This window comes from Planctobacterium sp. R6 (assembly GCF_055755215.1).
Genome location: NZ_JBVTQY010000001.1, coordinates 15887 through 40772 on the forward strand (window position 1 = coordinate 15887; position 24886 = coordinate 40772).

The window sequence follows — 24886 nt, forward strand, 5'->3', positions numbered from 1 at the left end:
AGCGCTTATTTAGCTGCTTTACGCGCTTTGGCTTCTTCGATAACTTTTTCAGCTACTGCATTAGGACAAGGCATGTAGTGTGAGAACTCCATAGAGAACTGACCACGGCCTGAAGTCATAGTACGCAGGTGACCGATATAACCAAACATTTCAGACAGAGGTACGTCAGCTTTAACACGTACACCTGTTGCACCAGCTTCCTGGTCTTTGATCATGCCGCGACGACGGTTTAAGTCACCGATTACGTCACCAACGTGATCGTCTGGCGTGAATACGTCAACCTTCATGATTGGCTCCATCAATTGCGGGCCAGCTTTAGGCATAGACTGACGATATGCGCCACGAGCAGCGATTTCGAAGGCTACAGCCGAGGAGTCAACTGCGTGGAAACCACCGTCGTACAGCTCAACTTCAACGTCCAGTACCGGGTAACCAGCAAGAACACCTTGGTCCATCATAGACTTGAAGCCTTTTTCGATGGCAGGGAAGAATTCTTTAGGAACGTTACCACCAACAACCACAGATTCGAATTTGAAGCCAGAGTTAGGCTCACCAGGACGGATGCGGTAGTCGATTTTACCGAACTGACCAGAACCACCAGACTGCTTCTTGTGAGTGTAAGAATCTTCGATAGGCGCAGTGATGCTTTCACGGTAAGCAACCTGAGGTTGACCTACTTCCAGCTCAACACCGTAAGTACGCTTCAGGATGTCTACTTTGATATCTAAGTGCAGCTCACCCATACCTTTCAGGATGGTTTCGCCAGACTCTTCATCAGTTTCAACCTGGAACGACGGATCTTCAGCTACCAGTTTACCGATAGCGATACCCATCTTCTCGTTGCCGCCTTTATCTTTAGGCTTAACAGCAATAGAGATTACTGGCTCAGGGAAGATCATCGGCTCAAGCGTACAAGGGTTGTTAGGATCACATAACGTGTGACCAGTTTGTACGTTCTTCATACCGACAACAGCGATGATGTCACCCGCTTGTGCAGAAGTTAATTCTGTACGCTCGTCTGCGTGCATCTCAACCATACGGCCGATACGCTCAGTTTTACCTGTTGCAGAGTTAAGGATGGTGTCACCTTTGTTCAGCTTACCAGAGTAAATACGGATAAAGGTTAATGCACCGAAACGGTCGTCCATGATTTTGAACGCCAGAGCACGGAACGGCTCGTCTACAGATACTGTTGCAACTTCGCCAGTAGGCTCACCAGTTTCTTCGTCAGTCAGATCCTGAGGATCAACTTCTGTTGGAGAAGGCAAGTAATCAACAACGGCGTCTAGTACCAACTGAATACCTTTGTTCTTAAAAGCAGAACCACAGTAAGTTGGGAAGAATGCCAGATCACGTGTACCTTTACGGATACAACGCTTGATGTCTTCGATAGAAGGCTCTTCGCCGTCCATGTAAGCCATCATCAGATCGTCGTCTTGCTCAACCGCAGTTTCGATCAATTGCTCACGGTATTCTGCCGCTTTATCAACCATATCTGCAGGGATATCAACTACTTCGTAGTTTTCTGGCAGACCAGAATCATCCCAGATGTACGCTTTCTGAGAAAGTACATCTACAACACCTTTGAATTCGTCTTCGATACCGATAGGCAGAGTCATTACCAGCGGGTTAGCCGCCAATACATTCTTAACCTGACCAACAACGCGGTAGAAGTCTGCACCCATACGGTCCAGTTTGTTAACGAAAATGATACGAGATACTTCAGATTCGTTAGCATAGCGCCAGTTAGTTTCTGATTGTGGCTCAACACCACCTGAACCACAGAATACACCTACACCACCGTCAAGTACTTTCAGTGAACGGTATACTTCAACTGTAAAGTCAACGTGTCCTGGAGTATCGATAATGTTTAAGCGGTGATCTTTCCAGAAACAGGTTGTTGCAGCTGACTGGATGGTAATACCACGTTCTGCTTCCTGTTCCATGAAGTCGGTAGTTGATTCACCGTCATGTACCTCACCGGTTTTATGGATTTTACCGGTAAGTTTAAGAATACGTTCTGTAGAAGTTGTTTTCCCCGCGTCTACGTGAGCGAAGATACCAATATTTCTGTACTTAGCTAAGTCTGTCATGGCTTCACTTTTTGGAGTTAAAAAAAAATTGCGCGGCAGTATACACCATTTTTGCAAAATAGATCAGGGATATTGCCACTAATCTGATTATTTTACGTTCAAATGGTGAAAAACCAGGCGTTTCGAACGGTTTGTATGGAATTTGCGCGTTATCGCTTTTTGTAACAGTCTAAGATAGTGCACTGTTATTGCTGAATTATGTCAAATATCGGGGTGATCATTCAATACTTTGCACTTCTCCTGGCGTAGAAAAATACCGGTAATCACTGTCTTTCAGGTATTTGGGTACTTGTTTGGGCACATGAACCCCTATGTGCTTTTTCACATTCAAAATTTCATACAGGATATCGCGGCCTTCCGCGGACATAAAAAACCAATAGGGTGGAAAATTCACGGACGTCATTTGCTCTTGCCAGAACGCCTCGTAGGGGAGGTAATGGCTATCATCCGGATCGGCATCCCCCATGTGCATTGCTGAGAAATTGTCACCCAACTGCACTCTAAAAACCAGATTCTGAACATCTTTTCTGCCTGGCCATCCGGCATGAGGAATGCGTAAGGCACTGATCTGCATTCCCTTAATGGATTGTTGCTCAGGCGCTGCTTTGAAATCCAGATTAAAGGCATGGAGTTGTTGTTTGGGCACCAGATATTCTTTCAGCATATCAATCGCTTGCTGGGGAGCGACTAAGACCGTGTCTGGAAATTTAGAGAGGTATTCAGCTACATCGTAAGCCGAAAAGTGATCTTCATGGGCGTGGCTTATCACGATTGCATCAATATCGTCGTAAGGCGGTGCACCGGCCATGATGGCACTGTGCATTGTTTCCGGTACCAGCTGATAAATGCCAAAATCATTGTGAAAAAATGGATCAAACAGGATTTTTTTTTGTTCAGTTTGTACCAGAACGGCACTGTTACCCAGATAATGAGCATCGCCATGGGCAAAACACAGTTGACTGTAAAAAGCACTAAACAGGATGGCGATATTGCCAAATAAGCTCAATTGTTTCATATCACCTTCTCTGATTCTCAGTTCATAAAATATTTTGTCAGTTTTTCGTAAATCAATGTCAACCATTGGTAATGGTACGCGTTGTATAGGGTAAACAATCCGCAGTTTGGAGAACAAGATGCGACTAAGTACCCTGATACTATACATTGTCACCACCATGACCGGCAGTTTAGCACTGGCTCAGCAAAACCCGGAACAAGCAGCAAACGCAACACAGGTTAATTCCGAAAATAAAACCAATCGGGTTTCTCCGGTACGCAATATTGAGCGCGATGCGCGGCCCCAGCCAGAAACCCCGGTTTTTGAGGTCAGAGCGATTGATGGTCGTAATAATAATATTGAGAATTCCGCCATGGGGGCAACTCATACTGTGTTACAGCGCTATACACGCAGTGGGTACAGCGATGGTATCAGCAGCCTGGCCGGTGAAAATCGCCCTTCGCCCAGATTGATCAGCAATCTGGTGTTCGCGCAAGACCACGTTGTCCCCAATAGTCATTCAGTCACCGATTTTATGTGGCAGTGGGGGCAATTCCTCGACCATGATATCGATTTGACCGATGGTATTGATCCGGAAGAACCGGCCAACATCCTTGTCCCGGCCGGGGATCGTTTTTTTGATCCCCTGAGTACAGGTATTGCGGAAATTCCCCTTAACCGATCCGTTTATGATCTTGAATCAGGTACCGACCAGGAGAATCCAAGGCAGCAAATCAACGAGATAACGGCCTGGATAGATGCATCTAACGTTTATGGATCTTCCGCGCAGCGGGCTGAGGCGTTGCGTCTGTCAGATGGTTCGGGCCAGCTAAAAACCAGTGAAGGACGGTTCCTGCCTTTTAATGAGCCCGGATTAGCGAATGCCGGTGGTACGGCAAACACATTGTTTCTGGCAGGAGATGTGAGGGCCAACGAGCAGGTGGGATTAACCACCATGCACACGCTTTTTGTCCGGGAGCACAATCGTCAGGCTCGTCGGATCAGACGTGATCAGCCTGATTTAAGTGGTGAGGAAATCTATCAGGCTGCCAGAGATATCATAACGGCACAGATGCAGGTAATCACCTACCGTGAATTTTTACCCCTGTTGCTGGGCCGCAACGGCATTCCTGCTTATCGGGGTTACGATGCCACGCTCAATGCTGACATTGCCAACGAATTTTCCACGGCAGCCTATCGTCTGGGGCATAGTTTATTGAGCCCACAGATATTGCGGCTAGATGAAAACGGAGAAGAAATTGCAGCCGGGCACCTGTCGTTGAGAGAGGCGTTTTTCCGCCCCGATGAAATCATCAACGAGGGGCTGGAACCGATATTAAGAGGACTGGCAAGCCAGGTTTGTCAGACGATCGACAATTATGTCATAGATGATGTACGCAACTTTTTATTTGGCCCGCCAGGTGCTGGTGGTTTTGATCTGGTGTCGCTGAATATTCAGCGCGGTCGGGACCACGGACTAGCCTCTTACAATCAGGCCCGGCAGGACATGGGCCTGGTGCCGGTATCCGACTTTTCTGAAATTAGCTCCGATGTGTTGGTACAAACCGCCCTGACAGCCGCTTATGAAACGGTTGACGATATTGATTTGTGGGTGGGCGGTCTGGCTGAAGACCACTATGAAGATGCGATGGTGGGGGAGTTGTTTTTTCACATCCTGCAACGTCAGTTTGTGGCACTTCGCGACGGCGACCGCTTCTGGTATCAGAACAGCTTATCAGAGGACCAGATAAAGCGGGTCGAGGACACGCGTTTGTCTGATATTATTCGCCGCAATACTGCGATTGGCAGTGAATTGCAGCGCAACGTGTTTCTCGCTGCGGATGCACAGCGCAATGGCCGAAATAATGGTGGCCGACGCGATAACAATGAGCGGTCTGAAAGCGGCGATGGACGTCCCTGAATTAACGTCACTGGGCGGTGCAACCGCCCCGGTTGCCGTAACTTCACTCAGGCAAAAAGAAACGACCGACAATGCCTGCCAGCAGCAGGCATCAAAGCCATTATTTAATTTCGTCTAATTGATTTCGTCTTTGTGGCGATTTTTGTTGCCGTGGATATTGCCATAAATGGCCCCACCGGTTACACACAACAAACTCACCGCAATAAATACGGTGATCTGCTCCTGCAAAACCGGTACAGCCAGCAAAGCCGCAAGAACAGGCACAAAGGCCATAGTTACGGCCATGTTATTGGCTCCAATAGTTTTCGCTGCCTTAACGTACAATAACAACTGTACTACAGCCGCTAAAACGCCCTGATATCCGGCCTGAAGCCAAATTTCTGCGTCCGGAGCACTGCCCAGATTTGAAGGCAGGTACATCAGAAACAGTGGTAAGTACACGACGGAAGTAAACAAAGATACTGCAGCAACGGTGGCATAGGGGTCCGGGTGCCACTTTTTTAAAAGGGCATTAAAAACCCCCCAACTGAATGCCGCGCCCATAAACAACAGATCGCCTCTGAGGGTATCTGCACTCACCGTCAGAGTATTTAACGCCAGTAAAACAATGCCGGCCGAGATAATTCCAAGCGCGATTAACTGCTTGCCCTGCACCCTGGTACCCAGAATCAGCCATATGCACAGACTGATGGCCACCGGCATAAAACCGGGTAAAAACACTGCAGCGTGATTGGCCGGAGCCAGAGCGAAGGCACTAAATGCACAAAACGCGTAACAAAGCCCGCCGAACAGAGCGAGCAACAGGTAGCGATAATGGAAAAAGTTTATCCTTGCCGAGAAAAACCACCATACGGGTATGGATACCAGCGTAGCGACCCCATAACGCAGGGCGATCAAATCATAGTTGAGCAATGCGTTAGTGGCACCATAACGGGAAACAACGATAAAACCACTCCAGATGGAAATGACTATCGCCGCCATAATGTAGCCGGTCACCAGACTGTAATTTTTTTGCATGGATGGTTGATATGTGTGCGTAAAACTGTGGTTCAGGTACGGCTGTGAGCGTAACAACCGGACAGAATTACTGCTATTGGATGTGATGTGAGTCTAACCAGGATGAGTGTTCAGAACAATGATTTCTAATTTTTGGCCCGAACATTGCCTGTTTAATGAGCAATTACCCCTGAATCAGTAAATTGTCAGGAAACTGACGTTGTGGAAAACGTATGCAAAAGCTAATCAAGGTCTCCTCGTTGTGTGTGGCCGTTACCTGTGTTTCCGGATGTGCTTCACTGGAGCTATTAGCAGTTGGTGGGATCAGTTACCTGCTCACCGGCAAAGGCTTAAGCGATCACGCCCTATCAGCGGTAATGGATAAAGACTGCGCACTTCATCGTTATTTGACGGATGAGGCAATTTGTGGCGAACCCGTTGAAGCCACTTTAGTGGCAGAGCAGGCTGCAGATAGCCACTCCGATGGTGTGCTATCCGACCCTTCGGCCGTCTCGGTTGCTGCAGCAAATCATGAAACAATCGCAGTCGTTGAGGACAACCTTTCTGCGCCATCTGCCAGGCGTACTACTATTCTGGCTGAACCGGGCCGTGCCGAGGTATACGCGGTGGCGGGTAGTTTCAATGATTTAAAGTATGCCTATGAACGCAGTATGATCTATCGCAATTACAACACCCATATTGTTGAAAGCCCCGGCAGCAGCCTGACCCGGTTTAGGGTGGTTATTGGTCCTCTGGAAGATAAATCACTGGTAGATTTAATCTCAGTGCCAGACGTGGCTGATCTGGAACCGCTGTGGACAACAGAGTTGTGTGCCCTTGATCTGTCCTCACCGCCTTGCCATGACGCTGGTTTATTGGCAAATACCGAACACAGAGCTGCGACGGGAACCTGATCCACAACCTGGAGATAAATCTGCTATTTCGGCCAGACAAGTGAATTCATTCCCTCTATACTGAAACTAACTTTTACTCCTGATAAGGTGACTTTGGGATTGTACATGTTCAGGTGTTGTAGTCTGTGGTTTATGCTGTTGGCGATGAGTTTGAGCCTCCAGGCCAAAGTTGAAGTGAAAATCCATGTGGATGACGGTTATCCGCCCTATAGCTATGTCAAAGATGGTCGGGTGCAGGGTTTGTATATTGAAATTCTCACCGCTGCATTCGATAAAATGGCAGACTACAGCGTTATTTTTGAACCCGTGCCCTGGAATCGCGGCAAACATCTGATGGAGCGAGGCGAGGGTTTTGCTTTCTCGCCAACTTATTTTCACGCCCATGACTGGCCTTATCTTTATCCTTATTCTTATCCATTGTACGAAGAAACCGTATTGGTTATCTGCAACAGCAAAGTTAACAGCGCAACATCACTGCAGTGGCCGTCGGATTTTATCGGGAAAACCATTGGTAACATGCGGGGATACGATGGTTGGGGCGGTGCGGAGTTTCGCACTTTGTTGCATCAAAAAGCCATTAACTATCACGAAGTGGATGGGGCAAATTTACTGTTGATGATGGTGGCATCGGGCCGCAACGATTGCATTCTGATGGAAAAACTGGCCTATCAGTATCACATGAAAAAGCTTGTAACCTCCGGACAGTACAAGCCCGAAACTCATCTGCGTTTGTTTCAGGCGGCAATTGCCGGCAGAGATGATGGCTATATTGGCTATTCAGAACCAGGTATCGCCTCAGGCCAATATCCCTGGCAGAAGGCGTTTAGAAGAGCGCTGGATGGCACCTTATATCAAATGAAAAAAAGCGGCGAACTGCAGGCCATCACCGCCGGATTTTCGGATTAACGCGTTGTCGGCCGGAACCCCTTATTCCGGCAAAGTGACATTCAGTTCCAGCACCGACAGATCATCTTCAGTTTGTTCCAGTTGCACTGAAATGGCGTCCGGACCAATTTCCACGTATTTGCTGATCACAGCAAGAATGTCGCGTTCCATTTGCGGTAACCAACTGGGCCCGGCCCGTTTTTTACGTTCATGAGCCACGATAATCTGCAGTCGCTCTTTGGCCACTGAGGCGGCGGGCTTTTTCTTGGGGCGGAAGTAGTTTAATAATGACATCGCTGATTACCCCCCGAATAAGCGCTTCAACAAGCCCTTTTTCTCTTCTGTTAAAAAGCGAAAATCCAGTTTTTCACCTAAAAGTCGTGCGATGGCATCCTGGTATGCCAGGCCAGCATCACTTTCCTGGTCCATTACCACCGGCTCACCAATATTGGACGCTTTTAACACCGCCTGTGATTCGGGAATAACTCCCAACAGTGAAATAGCCAGGATTTCGTTGACGTCATCAACGCTCAACATCTCGCCCGCGGTTACCCGGGTCGGGTTGTATCGGGTTAACAACAGATGTTCTTTGACCGGTTCCATATTCTGTTCAGCGCGACGAGACTTCGATGCCAGAATGCCCAGAATTCGGTCCGAGTCACGCACCGAGGATACTTCCGGATTCGTGACGACAATGGCTTCGTCGGCGAAATACAGCGCCATCAAGGCACCCTGCTCAATACCCGCCGGTGAGTCGCAGATAATAAAATCAAAACTTTGTCTGAGCTCTTCCAGAACTTTTTCTACCCCTTCCCGGGTTAGTGCGTCTTTGTCACGGGTTTGCGAAGCGGGCAGTATATACAGACCTTCCACGCGTTTGTCTTTGATTAATGCCTGGTTCAGATTGGCATCACCGTTAATGACATTAACGAAGTCGTAGACCACGCGGCGCTCAACACCCATGATAAGGTCCAGATTTCGCAAACCGATGTCAAAATCCACGATAACAGTTCGGTGGCCCTTCAGAGCCAGACCTGTACCGATGGCGGCACTGCTGGTAGTTTTGCCAACACCGCCTTTTCCGGAAGTAACTACGATAACTCGTGACATATATGTTCCTAAATTAAATGTCTAATGATAAAACCGACAGTTGTTCACCATTTAATGAAATACACACCGACTGCTCCCAATGCGCTTGAAGTTGATCTGAGGTCCAATAGTGACCGTTGATACTGATCAGTTCGCCCTGGAGCTTTCGGCAAAAAATTCTTGCATCATTGTTGCCAGACGCACCGGCTATGGCTCGGCCTCGCAGTGCGCCATAAATATGAATATTGCCATCAGCAATGACTTCGGCTCCGTTGCTGACCGAGCCAATAACAATTAAATCACCGCCTTTGGCGTAAATTTGCTGACCTGAGCGCAACGTTTGCTGAACAATACGACTGGGCACGGATTCCGCCACTTTGACTACTTTCTCGACTACCTGAGGCGCAGGCGTCTCGCTGCTCTGAGTCACGCCGTGAGAGGCTTTCTTTGGAGCATTGAGTAAGGCAAATCCGGCATCGTTTGCCGCCTGTTTATGAGCGTCCGGACAACCGGTAATACCAACGGGCAACAGTTTTAAATCGGCTAATAATGACTTGAGTGAGGCGAAATCTGGCATCACCTCACTGGCTTCCAGATTAATGACCACAGGAGCAAGATTAAAAAACTGCGGAGCCTGTGCGATTTTTTGAGACAACTCGGCTTTGACTTTTTCCAGATCCGGGTGGGTGATTTTCACCACCGACAAGGTAAACCCCGTACCTTTTAATTCTACTGCGTGTTCAGACATGCTTATTATTTTTTAATCCGTGAATGAAGGTATAAACGCTGCCGGAGCTGGTCCGGACGGCCTTATGTTGGCAGTTTATAGCGCGTGATCTTTAGGCGCAAGCAGCAAAACTGTGACATCCCAATGACAGCCTAAAAATCAAGCAGTTAGCCAAAGAATACTCACCGCTGTGAAATATTAACCGGCACCGTGGTTTGCATCTTTTGGCATCCGGTGGCGATGGCGACCATTTTACTCAGTCTTTGCCAGACACTTTCCTGAATGTAGGGTACCCCATGCTGTAAACACAGTGCTTTGACCTGAGGTTGAATGCGTCGATATTGGCGCATGGGAAGTGCCGGAAAAAGGTGATGTTCAATCTGGTAATTCAGGTACATTTGCGACAAATCCAGCCACTCATTTCCGCAATGATAGTTTGCTGAACCCAAAATCTGTCGCAGATAATAACTATCGCCTCGTCGCTGTTGTTTTTGGATATCGTGAAAGCGACATAAATCCTCACCGGCATGGTTGGGAACTATGATAATGAAGGTATGTAAATTGTGCAGCAGCTCTGCGACGATCCGGCAAAGCAGAAATGACCCACCCGCTGAGAACCACCACTCCACGAGCAGTGGCAACAAGGCAAAATGAAAAAGTCCGTAGGGGAGGAACAATTGCAGCCACATTACTCGCTGGGATTTCTGGCGAATATCCAGAAAATTAGCAAAGGTGACTTTGTTGTGGCCCCGAAGAAATGACAGGGTGCGGGCTGAATAATACGTGACTTTCCAGGTGAGTGCGAAAAACAACAAGATTAGCTTTTTCAATGGCACCGGCAGTTTTGCTTTGGCCAGCCAGTCCAGGTTTTCCTCTACGAGGTCCGGATCTTTTAGTTCTCCGGTAAAAGAGTGATGCAGGTAATTGTGTTCATAATTCCAGGCTTCCGGTTTAATCCAGTCAAACCAGTCAATGTAGCGTCGCCACCCCTGAGCATAGTGCTTTGAATGGTAGCGTCTGGGAATATCGGCTATTTTGTTATATCCGCCATGACCGATGTGGTGCATTAACAGCCAACTAATCATTAAAGACCATGCCATCAGGACAGCGGCTGGTAGCATATACTGCTGCACAGCACAGTAGACACCCAACAAAAAGCTGCTTTGACCGGCTAGGCCAATAATACGCATGTGGTAATAGTCGGTCTTGCTGATCTCGCTTTCAGCCCGCTGACCTATAGCCTTGAGTGCTGTGAAAAATTGTTCTGATGGCATGCCGGCGATAAAAAATTTGTTGTGAAATTAGGGGACAACAGATTCTACAATAACACAACTTACCGGCCTGCAAACTGATGTTTGCAAGTTGTCATGCAAGGAGACAGAGAACGCCGTTAGCGCGTTCTCTGTGTTTCAGCCTTTAGTGATGATGGCTGTGTTGACCTTTAATCGGCTGACCTTTGTCATTGTAAAAACCGGAAGCGGCTTCCTCGACAAATCCAAGGTTGATCATTTGCATTAAAAACGGATCGGATTCATTGTCCCCAATGTCAGCATAGTCGGTCAGATAGTAACCAGCCCATGCCTGCCATTGTTGTTCAACGTGTTGCGCATCACTGGAAACCGAGTGCAAAACCCAGGTTTCCTTACTTTGTGCACTGTCGTTAGTGATTGATTTTACTAATGACAATTCGGGCAACCATTCTACGGTGAAACGATTTTCGGTTGCCTGTTTACTGAGTACTTCCACTTTGCCAAATTGTTCATCATCGTAAGTGCGAACCAGTTGCAACTCACGCAGAAAATCGTTGCTCAACAATTGCCATTTCTCTGACCAGTCACGTTGCTGGTGGCCTTTAATGTCTGCTGCTGCGTATTCAATGCCCCGTTGATGACTATCAAACAAGGTGATCAGTTTTACCTTGTGGTTGTTTTGCAGGGTCCAGTATTGGGCCACCTGTTGGTCATTATGCTGGTGTATGACCTGATTATGTTTATTGCGCCATAGCGTAAAGTGTCTGACCTTTTCGGGATGGTCTTGGCTGGTGATCGCGATTTCATACTTCGCGCTTAACAGGCTTTGGGCGCCCGAGAGAACGGGCATTAGCAGCGAAAAAACGCCAATGATTAACTTAATTGCGGGTTTCATAATAGTGTTAAATTGCTTGATTGGGTTAAAAACGGGACCAGTATGGTCCCGTTTTATTGCTAACACATTAAGCTGTGCTTAATTGAGTGTGTCGTTGGCTTTTTTCACAAAATCTGCCGCGTAATCCATCACGTGGAAGATGACACTTTGTTCATTGGTACCTGTCACCAGATGTGCGCCGGGACCACTGGCATAAATGCCAACATCTTCAGCCGCATGCGTTTCTGACGTCAAGGGCACTAACGCTTCCTGGTGAAAGCCTGGCGCAGTAGTGTCCACATCGCTTAAGTCCACGCGACCGGTCACCGGTGCAAAGGCGTATGCAGCGTCAGCGTCTGTCTCACTACCAAGATCCTGGAAACCTAAACCGTTGGTGTAACCCAGTGTGGTGTAAGGCATGCCATCAGCAGCTAAAGAGACTTCCTCTGAGCCAACCGGCACTACCTTGCCCAGTATCGGGTTGCCGCGCTTAGGGTACCCTGCAATGGTAAATACGTGACTGTGGTCAGCGGTAACCACGATCAGCGTGTCACTGTCACTGGTCATATTGATGGCGGTTTGTACGGCATCGTCGAAAGCAATCGTGTCTGTCAGCGCCCCGTAGGCACTTCCGGCGTGATGCCCGTGATCGATACGACCAGATTCCACCATCAGGAAGAACCCATCACTGTCGTTGTCCAGGATGTCAATCGCCTTTGCGGTCATTTCAGCTACAGAAGGTTCACCCGAAATATCATTTCCACGGTCTGCTTCATACTGCATATGTGACTCGTTAAACAGACCAAATACCCGGGTTGTAGTTGCAGCATCGATAGCATCAAATCCGGTTTGGTCATACACGTATATGCCATCGGCATAAGTCGTTTGCCATTCGGCGGTCAAATCGCGTCCATCTGTTCGATCACCTTCCACATCGCTGGCTGCATCAGGAGAATTGAACGCGGCGTCTCTGGGCAAGAAATGACGACGACCGCCACCCATCACCACTTCGATACCATCTACGTCTAATCCGTCAAAGCGCGCTTCCAGATTGGCTTCAAAATTCACTAACTGAGAAGCGATGTCCTCACAGGCAATTTCAGTTTCGGGCATATCTGAGATGTCTTCCCAGTTGCGATCGGCGGATTTTGCGTAGGTGGCTGCGGGTGTTGCGTGAGTAATACGCGCGGTAGAGATAATACCGGTCGCTTTGCCGGCAATTTCCGCCAGTTCCAGCGCGGTAACCAGTTCGTTGCCGGCTACAGAAGCGCAACTGCCGCGCTCTACGCCTTCGGCGACACCAATTACACCTACATCGGTTTTAACACCAGCTACCATGGCTGTCATAGTACCGGCTGAATCCGGTGTTTGCGCATCGACGTTGTAGGTTTTTGAAAAACCTGAAAACGGCATGTTGTCCATGGCCAGTACGTGTTCTTCGCCATCCAGTCCCTTGTTTTGACCGTCAAGAATACGCGCAGCGGTAACCGTAGAAATGCCCATGCCATCACCCACGAACAGGATGACATTTTTCGCTTTGCCACGGACATCGGCGATGTCACGTGCCGCGATTTTCTCTACGACTAATCCTTTTGCCTCGGCATGTTTAAGTGCGCGCTGAGCAGTAGGGTCAGTAACATCAGCCCATACCGCCTGAGCCGTGCTGATTTCTGCCTGGCCCGCAATAAAGTAATCGTTTGTGCGGCTGGATTCCAGGGCCGTGTCATCCAGGGCCAGTAGTGTTGGAGAACACACATATTCGGTTGCGGTCACTTCACTGGCGTCCAAAACTCCGTCGTTGTTGCTATCCAGACCGGAATCAATTTGCACGCCACCATTGCGACAATTTGCATTACCAACCTGCAGAGCCGTCTGACTGATCAGGCTATTCAGACCATCAGTACCATCAGTACCATCAGCACCGTTTGTGCCATCCGTGCCGTTAGTTCCGTCAGTACCATTTGAACCGTCCTGGCCTGCCGGTCCCTGTGAACCTTGTGGACCCGCCGGGCCCTGATCACCATCATCTCCGGAGCAGCCTGATAGACCGATAATGGAAGCCACAATTAATGTATAGATAAACTTGTTCATTTTTAATTCTTCCTTAGTCTACCAGGTCAAGTGCCTGGTCAATCAGATGGAATACCACGCTCTGTTCAATCACGCCTTGCGCATATTGAGAGCCAGGGCCCATGGCATGTAAGGAGATGTCTTCACCAGCATGAGTTTCAGAACCCAGTGGGATCGTGGCTTCCTGGTGATAACCGGATTGTGTGGTGTCAATGGCGGAGGTATCGACACGGCCTGTCATTGCATCCAGTGCATAGGTGGCATCGGCATCGGTTTCAGTGCCCAGATCGCGATACCCCAATCCATTGGTGTAACCTACTGTGGTGTAAGGCAAGCCGTCAGCAGCCAAAGAGGGCTCGTCTGCGCCTACGGCTACCACATGTCCCAAAATCGGGTTGCCGCGTTTGGGATAACCAGCGATAGTAAATACATGGCTGTGATCAGCCGTTACCAAAATCAAGGTTTCGTCAGGATCGGTGGCATCCACAGCGGCCTGAACTGCATCGGCAAATGCGATGGCGTCAGTCAGTGCACCGTAGGCACTGCCAGCGTGATGGCCGTGATCTATACGACCCGATTCAACCATCAGAAAAAAGCCTTTGTCGTTGTTATCCAGCACATCGATGGCTTTTGAGGTCATTTCGGCAATTGAGGGCTCACCAGCGATATCGTTGCCGCGATCCGCTTCATACTGCATGTGTGATTCGTTGAACAAACCAAAAATACGCTCAACCGAATTGGCGTCAATAGATTCAAAGCCTGTCTGATCATAGACGTAGACACCATTTTCATATTGCGCCTGCCATTCAGCTGTTAAGTCGCGGCCATCGGTACGATCACCTTCAATGCTGCTGGCAGCATCCGGGGAGTTGAATGCTTCGTCGTTAGGCAAAAAGTGGCGGCGACCACCTCCCAGCGCAACTTCGATACCATCAACATCGATGCCCGGATAACGATTCTCCAGATGACTTTCGAAATTAACCAGCTGCTCGGCAATATCGGCACAGTTGCCTGCCGCACTCGCTGGCATATCAGAGATATCTTCCCAGTTGCGATCCGCCGATTTGGCATAAGTGGCGGCAGGTGTGGCATGGGTAATTCGGGCAGTAGAGATAATGCCTGTAGACAGGCCTTTAATTTCAGCCAGTTCAAGAGCTGTAACCACTTCATTACCCGCAACAGTCGCGCAATCACCACGAACGATATCTTCATCGACCCCGATAACACCTACATCGGTTTTTAGGCCTGACATCATGGCCGTCATAGTACCGGCTGAATCGGGCGTTTGGGCATCGACGTTATAGGTTTTTACTTGTGCAGAAAAAGGAAAGGTTTCAAAGCTCAGGTAACCCTCTTCACCGGAGTTACCTTGCTGTTGGCCTTGTAAGATACGGGCAGCGGTCAGGGTTGAAACACCCATTCCATCACCCACAAATAAAATGACATTTTTCGCTTTTTGCTTTGGCGCTCTGGCCAGTTTACTGCTGATTTGAGCCTGACCGTCGGTATACCAGGCGCTATTACTTTGCGCTTCGGGTAATACCTGGGCATGAGTCGCAGCGGATACAGCCAATGCTAAAGCACTGACTGGTGCAATCCAGTTCGTCTTCATGTTTATGTTCCTGAATTTTATCAATGTTGGGTTTGAGGATCGTGCTACACGTGGTAGCACAAAACCTGAGAGAGCATAGGGGGGCTTAATGACACAAATTTTATGTTTTTGTGTAAAAAAATGCGCTAATTTGTGACAAGTTTGGCGCTTTTATGACGAATATAAGTCGTTGTTGGGTAAATAAATTTTCACGTTGGGTGGTGGCTTTTTCTGCGGCTTTTGTGGTGTTATGAGTTACCGCAGGGTAAAGTCAAAAAGCGTATGTGAAAAATCATGAAAGTTGTATTACATTAAAGTGTAACAGATGACAAAAAAGTGAACTATTGATGAATTGTTGCGGTATCAGGATACACAAATAGTGGGCTAAAAATAGGATACCGATGTTAGACAAGGTCAGCTTATCGGATATGTTATATTATCTCAATGTGTTTTTTGAGTAACAGCGAAATTAATAGCAATCCCGAAAAAAAAATTACTTTGTCAGCAGGCTTTAATAACAACAATTTTAAGTATACTAAAGAGACATTGAGGTTCTGCAAATGGGGTTTGATGTCGGGCGAAGTGATGCAATAATCGGTATCACAGTATTGCATAGTGAATAACAAGGGTTGTGTCAGATTGATGAACAAATTAGTCGTAGTCCCCATAGATAAGCTCGCAGTGGGAATGTTCGTCGAGGCGGTACATCAGCAAGATGGTGATCTGAAAATAAAGACTCAGGGCAAAGTTACCACCGAAAACGCCATTTCGATATTAAAAACCAAAGGTATTATTTCACTCATTGTGGACATGGAGCGCAGTGATGTGGCAAGAGATACAGAGCGAGACGTTGACACCGGCACAAACGAAACCGAACGAGCGGAGCATGTCAGAGGCTCTGTTTCTCTTGAAGACGAATTAACCCAGGCCAGTGCCTTGTATGAAGAGGCTAAAAAGCTACAGAAAAAATTACTGCACTCAATTCAGGCGGGGCTTCCGGTTAACTTTCAGCCTATCAAAGACGTCAGCGAGAAATTTGTCAACTCACTGGACAGAAATCCCAACGCATTGTTGTGTATGACCCACTTGCGTCAGAAAGATGCTTACCTGTTGGAGCATTCGCTCAATGTCGGAATTTTAATGGGGGCGTTCGCACAATATCTTGAGCTGGATAATGACGTGGTATCGGAGCTGGCCCTGGCGGGCATGTTGCATGATATCGGTAAAATTGAAATTCCTGACCAGATACTACACAAGCCTGGCAAACTAACCGACGAAGAAATGGACGTCATGAAAGGTCACGTGGTTAAAGGGCTGGAAGTGCTGAAAAAGATGGAGGGGATCTCGAAACGGCTATTTCACGTGGTGGCGCAGCATCATGAACGCCTGGATGGTTCGGGTTATCCAATGGGGCTGAACGACAGCGACATCAACATATACGGACGTATGATTGCCATTGTCGATGGGTACGATGCCATGACCGCTGACCGTTGTTATCGAAAGGGCATGCCGCCTAATCAGGCGCTGAAAATACTGCTGAAATGCAGTGAGACGGAATTGGACAAAGCCCTGGTGAACAAATTTATTAAATATATTGGTGTGCATCCGGTGGGCAGTCTGGTGAAACTGGATTCCGAAAAGCTCTCGTTAGTCACTGAACACAATGAGAATGCGCCCTTATCACCAAAAGTGAAAACCTTTTTCTCATTTCGGTCCAATCACTTTGTGGCGCCCAAAGACGTTAATCTGGCAGACAAGCATTGTCGGGAAAAAATCGCCAGCGCGGTGCGCGCCGAGGATATTAAGATTAACTACCGAAAGTTCTTTCATGAACAGATAGTGTTGAGCAAGTAAACCCGGCACTGCGATATCATACTAAAGTTTAATTGAGAACTTACGTTTAGGGCTTAAGCTGGGTCATTACCTTCACAGAGAATGGTCGATGAACAAGCAAATACTCGATTCGGTGGTGTCATTAACTGAGCAAAAAGACCTGGATTCCGTCGGGATCAGTCTGTTGTCTACTATTGCCGAATACGTGTATTTTGAAAAAGCGTGTTTATACGAGTTAGAACGGAGCTGGCCCAATCCCATCATCACCGTTTTACTCGAACTAAAAGTGCAGTCCGTCGAGCCTCACTTTGTCTGGTATGCAAATCAAACCCTGATGCAACCCGCCACACAACTCGTCACTTCAATAGATAGCCTGAAACGCTCCGTTACCGAAACCCGGGATGGGATGACGGAGTTATGGGTGCCGGTTGCAGGGGCAGGTAAAAAGTTAGCGTTGCACTTGCGTGCTGAAACCATCACTACCGAAAACAAGTCATTGATCAGTGCTTTCGCCCGGATTTATGGCAATTACCTCAGAGTGCTGGTGGAAAGCGAAAAAGACAAGCTCACCGGATTATTAAATCGACACTCTTTTGAACGGCATTTGCGCCAAATGTTGGCCAAGCAGGCGAGCCGCCAGAAACGCCAACACACTAATTTTCCTTCCCGTGAGGCTCATGCTGAGGATAAACCCTGGCTGGTTATCATTGACATAGACTACTTTAAAAAGGTGAATGACGTCTTCGGGCATGTCTGTGGCGATGAGGTTTTGCTCACGCTGTCGCAGAAAATGTCTGGCTATTTTCGCTCTTCTGATTATGTCTTTCGTTTTGGAGGTGAAGAGTTCGTTATCATTTTAGAGCCTGCTACCCGCTCGGATGCCTTCAAAAAACTCAACGACTTTCGACTGGAAGTTGAGCAAGACAGGTTCCCATTGGTGGGTAAAATTACAGTGAGTATCGGGTTTGCAGAAGCCTCGCAGGAAGATTACGAACAGGTGCTAATGGAGCGGGCTGACAAGGCCATGTATTACGCCAAAGAGCACGGCCGCAATGCCGTGTATTGCTACGAGCAATTGGTTGAAGAAGGTGAACTTCAGGAGGAAGTGGCCATTGCCAAAGAATCAGCCATTGATTTGTTTTAGTTTAACCCTCTATCATTTGATTTTTATTTACCCCTTTTAATCGTCTATAGTTTAGTCCTCAAATGCTTATTGCTATTGAACGCCATCAACATGAAAAGGAACTCTGATGCAACCATCAACTTCAGGTACTGAACTTTTGCAGCGAATAATTACATTTCTTGAGCAGGTGGGGGTTCAGGTGAAGCTTACCGGGATTGATGGCGAGACATTCCTCCCGGGCGTAACCATCCATAATGGACAGCTGTGGGTGGATAGCGAAAAATTAGAATACCCCGGTGATTTATTGCACGAAGCTGGTCACATAGCGGTTCAACCTGCGGCAACCCGCCACCTTTTAAACGAAAATGTAAATGATTCAGGTCAAGGCGATGGTGAGGAAATCGCGGCGATTGCCTGGTCCTGGGCGGCATTGGAAGCAATTGGTTTGCCTCCCGAAGTGGTGTTCCACGAAGCTGGATATCGCGGTTCTTCAAAAAATCTTATCGAATGTTTCCAGAGCGGGGGGTTTTATGGTCAGCCTTTGCTTTCCTATTTTGGAATGTGTAAGCCGCTGAATGAGCCTGGCTCCTTTCCCAATATGCTGTGTTGGTTACGCCCTTAATGCTTGTGCACGATGCATTAAATAATGGAATGAAAGCCAGAGACACTATGAAACCTGCAGAACAAATAATGGTTGATTTGACCGACTATCAGGCAGCTTTTTAACCGCCCATCATGACGTGAACCAGGCAGAAGTTCGCAAAATTGCTTACGTGTTTAACTTTTCTAACAATTGGCATCCCGATTGGGGCGGACTTTTGCCATTTTTTTCAGCGGATATCACTTCCTCTGAAACCTGGTTGCCTTTGTTTAATAGCCTGGTATTGTTAGATGTGGCATTGCCTCATTCAGTGACTTATGTAACCCCCTTTGCTGAGAATTATAGTTACAGCATCACCGGCTGGATCAATGGGAAGTAGTTGTATCAGCACTCTCTAACACTGATTGTGCGATTTATTTTCTCTTGCAAGTTACTCATCGCGGCGACCTGGACATGGTAATTTGTGACTACCTGTTCAATACGCTTTTCAATCTCTTTGATTTCTGACTTACTTTCCGGGGTCTCGTTGCTAAGCTGTGCTTTTTTCACCTTGGCGTGACGGACTTCCAAATCACTTTTTTGTACATCAAGGCTGACAATCTTAAAATCGATGTCTTTTATATCTCTAATCCAACCCTCTCTCGTCTGTGGTGCTACCAGGTCGTCTGGTATTTTTTTGATTAGGTTAACTAATTTGCATCGAGATGAGGTGTGAGCGCAGGTAAGATTCACAAGTCGCCCTGCGGTAGGACATAGCCCAACCCGCGCAAAACCATGCTCGGCAACGGCATTGCTTAGCGGTATTTTACTGTTCCTGTGATACGCAATCCTCTCGTGTTGCATGTCACATTTCCCGCAACTGAGAGACGTTAAATAACCGATATCTTCTTGAGTCAGGCTCATTATCTTACTCTATCCCCCAAGTTTGTAATGAGGCGTAATGTGGATTGAAATAGGAGTCGTGCTATAAAAATAACGCATTTTAATAAATATTAAAAAATATTGGCAAATATACCAATATGGGTCTAGTTTTATTCACAATTCGATGCGCGTATACGAGTAATGCTGTGCATCAAGTTGAATGACTTATTGAACATGGATCAGGTAAGGAGACTGTTTTGGCGATAGCGTCACAGAAGTTAGACACGTTACTGAATTTTGATGCTGAGAAACTAAAGCGAGAGTTGCTTACATTGGCGGATGAAAACTGGTCAGATCATGTTAATGCTGATGTTTATCATGGAGAATGGCGGCTCTTGCCACTAAGGGCACTCGCGGATCACGAAAATGCCAATGTTATTTTACAAGCAAATCAAATCCACAGTAATGGCGTCTGGGTAAATTTACCTGTTCTGGAAAAATTACCTGTTATTAATGAGTTGTTGGCTCAGATACAAGCCCCCAAAAAATCTGTACGGCTTATGAAGTTAGGTAAAGGTGCTAAGATTCTTCCGCACCGTGATAACGATTTGTGTATTGAAAAGCAAGCCGCAAGATTACACATCCCAATTCTTACTGCCGCTGAAGTTCAGTTTTATTCCGATGGAAAGCCTCTGGATATGAAGGTGGGGGAACTGTGGTATGTAAATGCCAATTTGGAACATTCAGTAGTAAATGACAGTGAAACCGAACGCCTGCACTTGGTGATGGATATACAACCCAATGATTGGCTGATGTCTCAATTTGACGAAGCGAGTCTAATTACTAGCCAAACTGCCCCAACCGCACAGTGTTTAGCAGAGCTCACTAAAAAACTGCTTCAGGGGGAGAAAGACTTTGTCGCCTTGATGCCGGTTGTTAAGCAAATGGCGGATATCTACAGTGCCTGGACTGACATCGTCCTCGATGACGACATGAACAATTGGGATGACATCGACACAGGCGCAGGTGTTGCAATATCACCATTACAGGCCGCTAAATGCCAGGTGGAACCCATCAGAACCCAGACCTTTTTATTGGCAAATCAGGCGGCTATAACCGATATTTTGGCGTCTCGTTTGAGCAGTGGCGAAGGGTACATTGAACCCATCAAAATTCTTTATGCTGGCACGGGACCATGGGGCTCAATTCTGACACCACTGCTACCGGGATTGAAAAAAGTCCCTGTCCATGTGACTTGCCTCGATATTCATCCTGAAAACGTCACGGCATTGCAAAAAGTACTGCAACAGTTGGATGTCGAAGATAGGGTGACGATCCATTGTGCTGATGCCACCAAGTGGTGTCCACCAGAAGACCATCGCTTTGATTTACTCATTTCAGAGACCATGAGTGGCTTTCTGTGCAGAGAACCTCAAGTTACCATTTTTTCTCACTTACAGCAGTTTTTGAAACCTGACGGCAAGTTGATCCCCGAAAACATCAGAACCAGTATTTGGATGGGAGAGCCGGCCTCCGTCTTTGACGCCGAAAAAATCGGATCGTTTGAGGATAAATCTGGCCTTCCCTTTAAATTGGCCGATTTACTCCATTTAAATCGCGAGACCGCAGCCGCGATTCATCGTGGTGAGCAGGAACCTCTGAATTTTGAATTCGAGCTTCCCGAAGTACAGGGCATTATCGACCGGTTTTATCAGGTAACAGATATTATTGTTTACAAAGAACACTACCTGGACTTACAGCAAAGCAGCTTATGTACTGCTAGCGCCCGAATGCATTTCCAGGGCGGCTCAGGTGACATTGTAAAGTACCGATACGTGATCAATGAAGCGCCTGTTTGGGAGGTGCAACTACCCGATTATTTTGCAAAACAACCGGTTTTACAAGCAGACGAAAAGAGCGAGAAAGGTTTGGTATATTTACCCCGACTCTGGAGTAAATACCGGTTGATGTCCACACCTCATTACGATGCGCAAGGACTGCAGAAGGAGTTTGAACAGGATGTGGCATTTTGTAATTTTTTTGAAATACCTTGTTTCAACATAATGAATTTTATGACCAATGGCTATCCAACGTTGCAAGAATTTGAAGACTGGTTTAGTCGCCAGGCAAATAGTTACGAGCAAATTAAAATCGAAGAAGCTAATAAGCTATTTATGAGTGTTTGATTTTAACTATGTGTGTTTTTAAAGGTAAAAAAAGAGTTTAGTTGGTGAACAATTTAAATATACCCGAAGGCCTTCATATGCGGCCTGCTCAAGATAAAGATAAACCGTTTCTGGCTATGCTTCATGAGTCCGTGCGTCAGGATCTGTTACTCATAGACGCTGAAGAAGATTATATAAAGCAGATTGTTGAGATGCAGTTACGAGCCCAGACCGACGGTTATGGTCAGCAGTATCCCAATGCAATGTATTTTGTCATTGAGAAACACCACGAGCTTATTGGCAAAGTGACCGTAGATTTTGGCCACAATGAAGTAAGACTTGTGGAAATCGCGTTTTTACCTCAGGCCAGGGGCCTCGGATTTGGTGAAGTCATTATCCGTTCGTTGATGGTTGCCGCAGAGCAATCGAAAGTGCCAATGACGTTAACCGTGGCGCGCAACAATCCTGGTGCTTTTAAGCTCTATGTGAAGCTGGGTTTTGTGATTGAACAGGAAGATGATATGTACATTTTAATGACCTGGAAGCCTGAGTTGAATGTTTTTCAAACAACGTTTTCTTAAATTGAAATTAGCTCATGGATAGGCGTTTCGTAAATTTTAATGGTTGGTTTTTGTTTAATGATAAATTGTCAGTGTGTTTATAGCTGTTTTTAAATTCAACGTCTTAACGTGAAAATAAAACGCTCACATTTTTGGATGTAAAAAGCTTTGTTGTCTACGCTTTAAGTGCATCAGCTGGAATAAAAAAGTGTACTCCACATCGTGATGTAGGCGTTATCTATTTTTATTTGTAAATAAAGAATTTTAATTGGTTTTAAGGAGGTGGTATGGAGAATTTTCGTTATAAGGATGTTTCCAAGTTGGTCGAGGAAACATTCACTCTTCAGTTATCTGATGTCGATGGAAATCCGGTCTCTGATGGTGAAGGTGAGATTATAGAAACGTTTGAAGCTCCTATGATTAAGTGCGAACAAGGTGCTTGCAACGGTGAACAATGGGAAGCATTTAAAGTCGTGTTTAAAGTTGAGCCCAAACAGGCAACGCCGGAACATCACTATATATTAAAGCACGATACTCTCGGTGAAGTATGCCTTTATGGCAGCCCAAACGATGCCGAAAACCTTGAATTTTGCTGTTCCTACGATCGGTCAAAACTTAGCAACTAAACCGTATTCGTTTGAACATTTACTCGTTTCGGATTCAACTTATTTAGGATTAGGAGAATTTTTATGGCGATGATTGACCCTTTTCTGGGGCAAATCTCAATTACAGGCTTCAACTGGGCACCAGTTGATTGGGCCAAGTGTGATGGTCAAATTACCCAGATTTCGCAAAATAGCGCTTTATTTGCCTTATTGGGCGTAGCCTACGGTGGCAACGGACAATCTACTTTTGGTTACCCTGACTTACGTGGCAGAACCCCAATGGGCTTGAATCCTGGCATTGATGACCTCGGGGCAAAGGCGGGACTAGAAGATGTAGTGCTGACCACGGCCACAATGCCTGGTCACAGCCACGCTCTGGCTGTAACTGATGCCGAAGGCGATAAAGCCGGGATCTCAGGTCGGGCATTTGCCATCGCGACTATGTCTGGTGTACCTGCTAACGTCTACACTCCTGCAAATAACCTTGTTGAGTTAAACCAGCAGTCACTGCCTACCTCTGCAGGTGGCAACCAGGCACATACCAATTTACAGCCGACTCAGGTAGTTAATTTTGTATTGTGTATCTCTGGTCTTTTCCCACCCCGCAATTAACAGGAGCGAATCATGTCAGAAGGTTATTACGGAGAAATTCGAATTTTTGGGGGTACCTATGCCCCAGCCAAGTGGTCTTTTTGTGACGGTCAGATATTGAGTATTAGTAGCAATTCGACTCTGTATTCATTGCTGGGTACTTACTATGGTGGCGATGGGCGCACTAGTTTTGGTTTGCCAGATTTGCGAGGCCGCATTCCTGTGCACCAAGGCATAGGGCCGGGCCTGACACCAAGAGCAATAGGGCAGCGATATGGTTTGGAAGCAGTGTCGTTGACCTTAGGTGAAATGCCTGCTCACACTCATACACTTCAAGCGAGTAATAACGATGCTACCTCAAATACTCCAGTGGATAATGTTTTAGCTAATATGACCAACCAGACAGGTTTAGCTTATAAAACATTTGCTGCGGGGGATACGCCTATTGAGATGGCCGATAATCAGGTTCAAAACAGCGGTAGCGGCACATCTCATGAGAATATGATGCCTTGGAGTTGCCTGAGTTTTATCATTTGTATTCAGGGTCTTTATCCGAGCCGCTCGTAACGTTAACCAAATTTATTCAAGGAGTTTCAAATGGCAAATCCATTTATTGGAGAAATCCAAATGGCCGGATTCAACTTTGCGATTGCAGATTGGGCCTTATGTCAGGGGCAGTTAATGTCGATATCCCAGTACCAGGCATTATTCGCAATTATCGGCTCCACCTATGGTGGTGATTGGCGAGTGACTATGGGCATTCCCAATCTCAAAAGCAGGGTGCCGTTGGGAGATGGTACGGGGCCTGGGTTGACCTCAAGGCAACATGGTCAGTTTGGAGGCTATCAGGCTGTGCAGCTTTACAAGTCTCAATTGCCTTCCCATTCTCATGGCAAAGTAAACGGTGATAATCCTCAAAATACTGCAGGGCCAGGTTCTACAGTGGTACCTGCTAATATGAGAATTGGTAGTGCGGGAGTATCGGCCTTTGCAACTACACCGATTGCAGGGGAGTATATGTCTACTTCTGCCATATCTAATACCGGAGGGAATAGTGCCCATGAAAATAGGCAACCTTTTTTAACGGTCAACTTTATGATGGCGCTGGACGGAATTTTTCCTCCCAGAAGCTAAGTTTTTCAG

Annotated in this window: 24 protein-coding genes and 1 pseudogene; 14 read left to right on the plus strand and 11 right to left on the minus strand. The window is 46.9% G+C overall.

Annotated features, from left to right (window positions below; translation table 11 throughout):
* Window positions 1–5: 5 nt before the first annotated feature.
* Window positions 6–2093, minus strand: coding sequence for an elongation factor G (fusA, locus tag AC0J20_RS00085; protein WP_229529614.1), 2088 nt, complete (start codon window positions 2091–2093; stop codon window positions 6–8).
* Window positions 2094–2310: 217 nt separating this feature from the next.
* Window positions 2311–3108: an MBL fold metallo-hydrolase gene (locus AC0J20_RS00090; RefSeq protein ID WP_473020137.1), complete on the minus strand. Its 798-nt coding sequence runs from the start codon at window positions 3106–3108 to the stop codon at window positions 2311–2313.
* Window positions 3109–3226: 118 nt separating this feature from the next.
* On the opposite strand from AC0J20_RS00090, the gene AC0J20_RS00095 reads away from it, so the two are divergent.
* Together AC0J20_RS00095 and AC0J20_RS00100 are read left to right on the plus strand one after the other, a co-directional pair.
* Window positions 3227–5008: a peroxidase family protein gene (locus tag AC0J20_RS00095; protein WP_473020138.1), complete on the plus strand. Its 1782-nt coding sequence runs from the start codon at window positions 3227–3229 to the stop codon at window positions 5006–5008.
* Complete coding sequence (locus AC0J20_RS00100; protein WP_473020139.1) at window positions 4974–5126, plus strand: hypothetical protein; 153 nt, start codon at window positions 4974–4976, stop codon at window positions 5124–5126. The genes AC0J20_RS00095 and AC0J20_RS00100 overlap by 35 nt, the downstream gene beginning before the upstream one ends.
* Here the strand turns inward: AC0J20_RS00100 and AC0J20_RS00105 are convergent.
* Window positions 5123–6025: a DMT family transporter gene (locus tag AC0J20_RS00105; RefSeq protein ID WP_229529611.1), complete on the minus strand. Its 903-nt coding sequence runs from the start codon at window positions 6023–6025 to the stop codon at window positions 5123–5125. The two genes, AC0J20_RS00100 and AC0J20_RS00105, sit on opposite strands and share 4 nt — an antisense overlap.
* A gap of 212 nt (window positions 6026–6237) precedes the next feature.
* Between AC0J20_RS00105 and AC0J20_RS00110 the strand changes: the two genes are divergently transcribed.
* Entirely contained in the window at window positions 6238–6918 is a 681-nt protein-coding gene (locus AC0J20_RS00110) for an SPOR domain-containing protein (protein ID WP_473020140.1), read from the plus strand.
* A gap of 144 nt (window positions 6919–7062) precedes the next feature.
* Entirely contained in the window at window positions 7063–7824 is a 762-nt protein-coding gene (locus AC0J20_RS00115; protein WP_473020141.1) for a substrate-binding periplasmic protein, read from the plus strand.
* Window positions 7825–7845: 21 nt separating this feature from the next.
* Here the strand turns inward: AC0J20_RS00115 and minE are convergent, their stop codons facing one another.
* The 7 genes from minE to AC0J20_RS00150 all read right to left on the minus strand — a co-directional run bounded on the left by minE (window position 7846) and on the right by AC0J20_RS00150 (window position 15425).
* Complete coding sequence (gene minE / locus AC0J20_RS00120) at window positions 7846–8097, minus strand: cell division topological specificity factor MinE (RefSeq protein ID WP_229529608.1); 252 nt, start codon at window positions 8095–8097, stop codon at window positions 7846–7848.
* Window positions 8098–8103: 6 nt separating this feature from the next.
* Entirely contained in the window at window positions 8104–8913 is an 810-nt protein-coding gene (gene minD, locus AC0J20_RS00125; protein ID WP_229529607.1) for a septum site-determining protein MinD, read from the minus strand.
* A gap of 13 nt (window positions 8914–8926) precedes the next feature.
* Window positions 8927–9640, minus strand: a complete 714-nt coding sequence (gene minC / locus AC0J20_RS00130; protein WP_473020142.1) for a septum site-determining protein MinC — start codon at window positions 9638–9640, stop codon at window positions 8927–8929.
* 161 nt (window positions 9641–9801) lie between these two features.
* Window positions 9802–10893, minus strand: a complete 1092-nt coding sequence (locus AC0J20_RS00135) for a fatty acid desaturase family protein (RefSeq protein ID WP_473020143.1) — start codon at window positions 10891–10893, stop codon at window positions 9802–9804.
* Between the two features lie 142 nt (window positions 10894–11035).
* Window positions 11036–11764 (minus strand): hypothetical protein, encoded by a 729-nt coding sequence (locus tag AC0J20_RS00140; protein WP_473020144.1) that lies wholly within the window; start codon window positions 11762–11764, stop codon window positions 11036–11038.
* Window positions 11765–11842: 78 nt separating this feature from the next.
* Window positions 11843–13834: an alkaline phosphatase gene (locus AC0J20_RS00145; RefSeq protein WP_473020145.1), complete on the minus strand. Its 1992-nt coding sequence runs from the start codon at window positions 13832–13834 to the stop codon at window positions 11843–11845.
* 13 nt (window positions 13835–13847) lie between these two features.
* A complete protein-coding gene (locus tag AC0J20_RS00150; protein ID WP_473020146.1) occupies window positions 13848–15425 on the minus strand; it encodes an alkaline phosphatase in 1578 nt (525 codons plus the stop codon).
* Window positions 15426–16046: 621 nt separating this feature from the next.
* Between AC0J20_RS00150 and AC0J20_RS00155 the strand changes: the two genes are divergently transcribed.
* The 4 genes and pseudogenes from AC0J20_RS00155 to AC0J20_RS00170 all read left to right on the plus strand — a co-directional run.
* Complete coding sequence (locus AC0J20_RS00155) at window positions 16047–17258, plus strand: HD-GYP domain-containing protein (protein ID WP_473020147.1); 1212 nt, start codon at window positions 16047–16049, stop codon at window positions 17256–17258.
* 88 nt (window positions 17259–17346) lie between these two features.
* Window positions 17347–18381 carry a GGDEF domain-containing protein gene (locus AC0J20_RS00160; protein WP_229529600.1) on the plus strand — a complete coding sequence of 345 codons (1035 nt, stop codon included), beginning with the start codon at window positions 17347–17349 and terminating at the stop codon, window positions 18379–18381.
* Between the two features lie 106 nt (window positions 18382–18487).
* The gene (locus AC0J20_RS00165) at window positions 18488–18982 is read left to right on the plus strand and encodes a hypothetical protein (RefSeq protein WP_473020148.1); all 495 of its coding nucleotides are present in this window, start codon (window positions 18488–18490) and stop codon (window positions 18980–18982) included.
* Between the two features lie 100 nt (window positions 18983–19082).
* Window positions 19083–19340, plus strand: a pseudogene (locus AC0J20_RS00170) (2OG-Fe(II) oxygenase family protein); the annotation flags it as partial.
* A 5-nt stretch (window positions 19341–19345) separates the two neighbouring features.
* Here AC0J20_RS00170 and AC0J20_RS00175 read toward each other — a convergent pair.
* Window positions 19346–19864 (minus strand): hypothetical protein, encoded by a 519-nt coding sequence (locus tag AC0J20_RS00175; RefSeq protein WP_473020149.1) that lies wholly within the window; start codon window positions 19862–19864, stop codon window positions 19346–19348.
* A 215-nt stretch (window positions 19865–20079) separates the two neighbouring features.
* Here AC0J20_RS00175 and AC0J20_RS00180 point away from each other — a divergent pair, with 215 nt between their 5' ends.
* The 6 genes from AC0J20_RS00180 (at window position 20080) to AC0J20_RS00205 (ending at window position 24877) form a co-directional block, all read left to right on the plus strand.
* Entirely contained in the window at window positions 20080–22008 is a 1929-nt protein-coding gene (locus AC0J20_RS00180) for an aspartyl/asparaginyl beta-hydroxylase domain-containing protein (protein ID WP_473020150.1), read from the plus strand.
* 44 nt (window positions 22009–22052) lie between these two features.
* Entirely contained in the window at window positions 22053–22568 is a 516-nt protein-coding gene (locus AC0J20_RS00185; protein ID WP_473020151.1) for a GNAT family N-acetyltransferase, read from the plus strand.
* Between the two features lie 266 nt (window positions 22569–22834).
* Window positions 22835–23173 carry a DUF6916 family protein gene (locus AC0J20_RS00190; protein ID WP_229529595.1) on the plus strand — a complete coding sequence of 113 codons (339 nt, stop codon included), beginning with the start codon at window positions 22835–22837 and terminating at the stop codon, window positions 23171–23173.
* Between the two features lie 63 nt (window positions 23174–23236).
* A complete protein-coding gene (locus tag AC0J20_RS00195) occupies window positions 23237–23764 on the plus strand; it encodes a phage tail protein (protein ID WP_229529594.1) in 528 nt (175 codons plus the stop codon).
* A gap of 12 nt (window positions 23765–23776) precedes the next feature.
* Window positions 23777–24310 carry a phage tail protein gene (locus AC0J20_RS00200; protein WP_473020152.1) on the plus strand — a complete coding sequence of 178 codons (534 nt, stop codon included), beginning with the start codon at window positions 23777–23779 and terminating at the stop codon, window positions 24308–24310.
* 30 nt (window positions 24311–24340) lie between these two features.
* Window positions 24341–24877: a phage tail protein gene (locus AC0J20_RS00205; RefSeq protein ID WP_473020153.1), complete on the plus strand. Its 537-nt coding sequence runs from the start codon at window positions 24341–24343 to the stop codon at window positions 24875–24877.
* Window positions 24878–24886 lie beyond the last annotated feature (9 nt).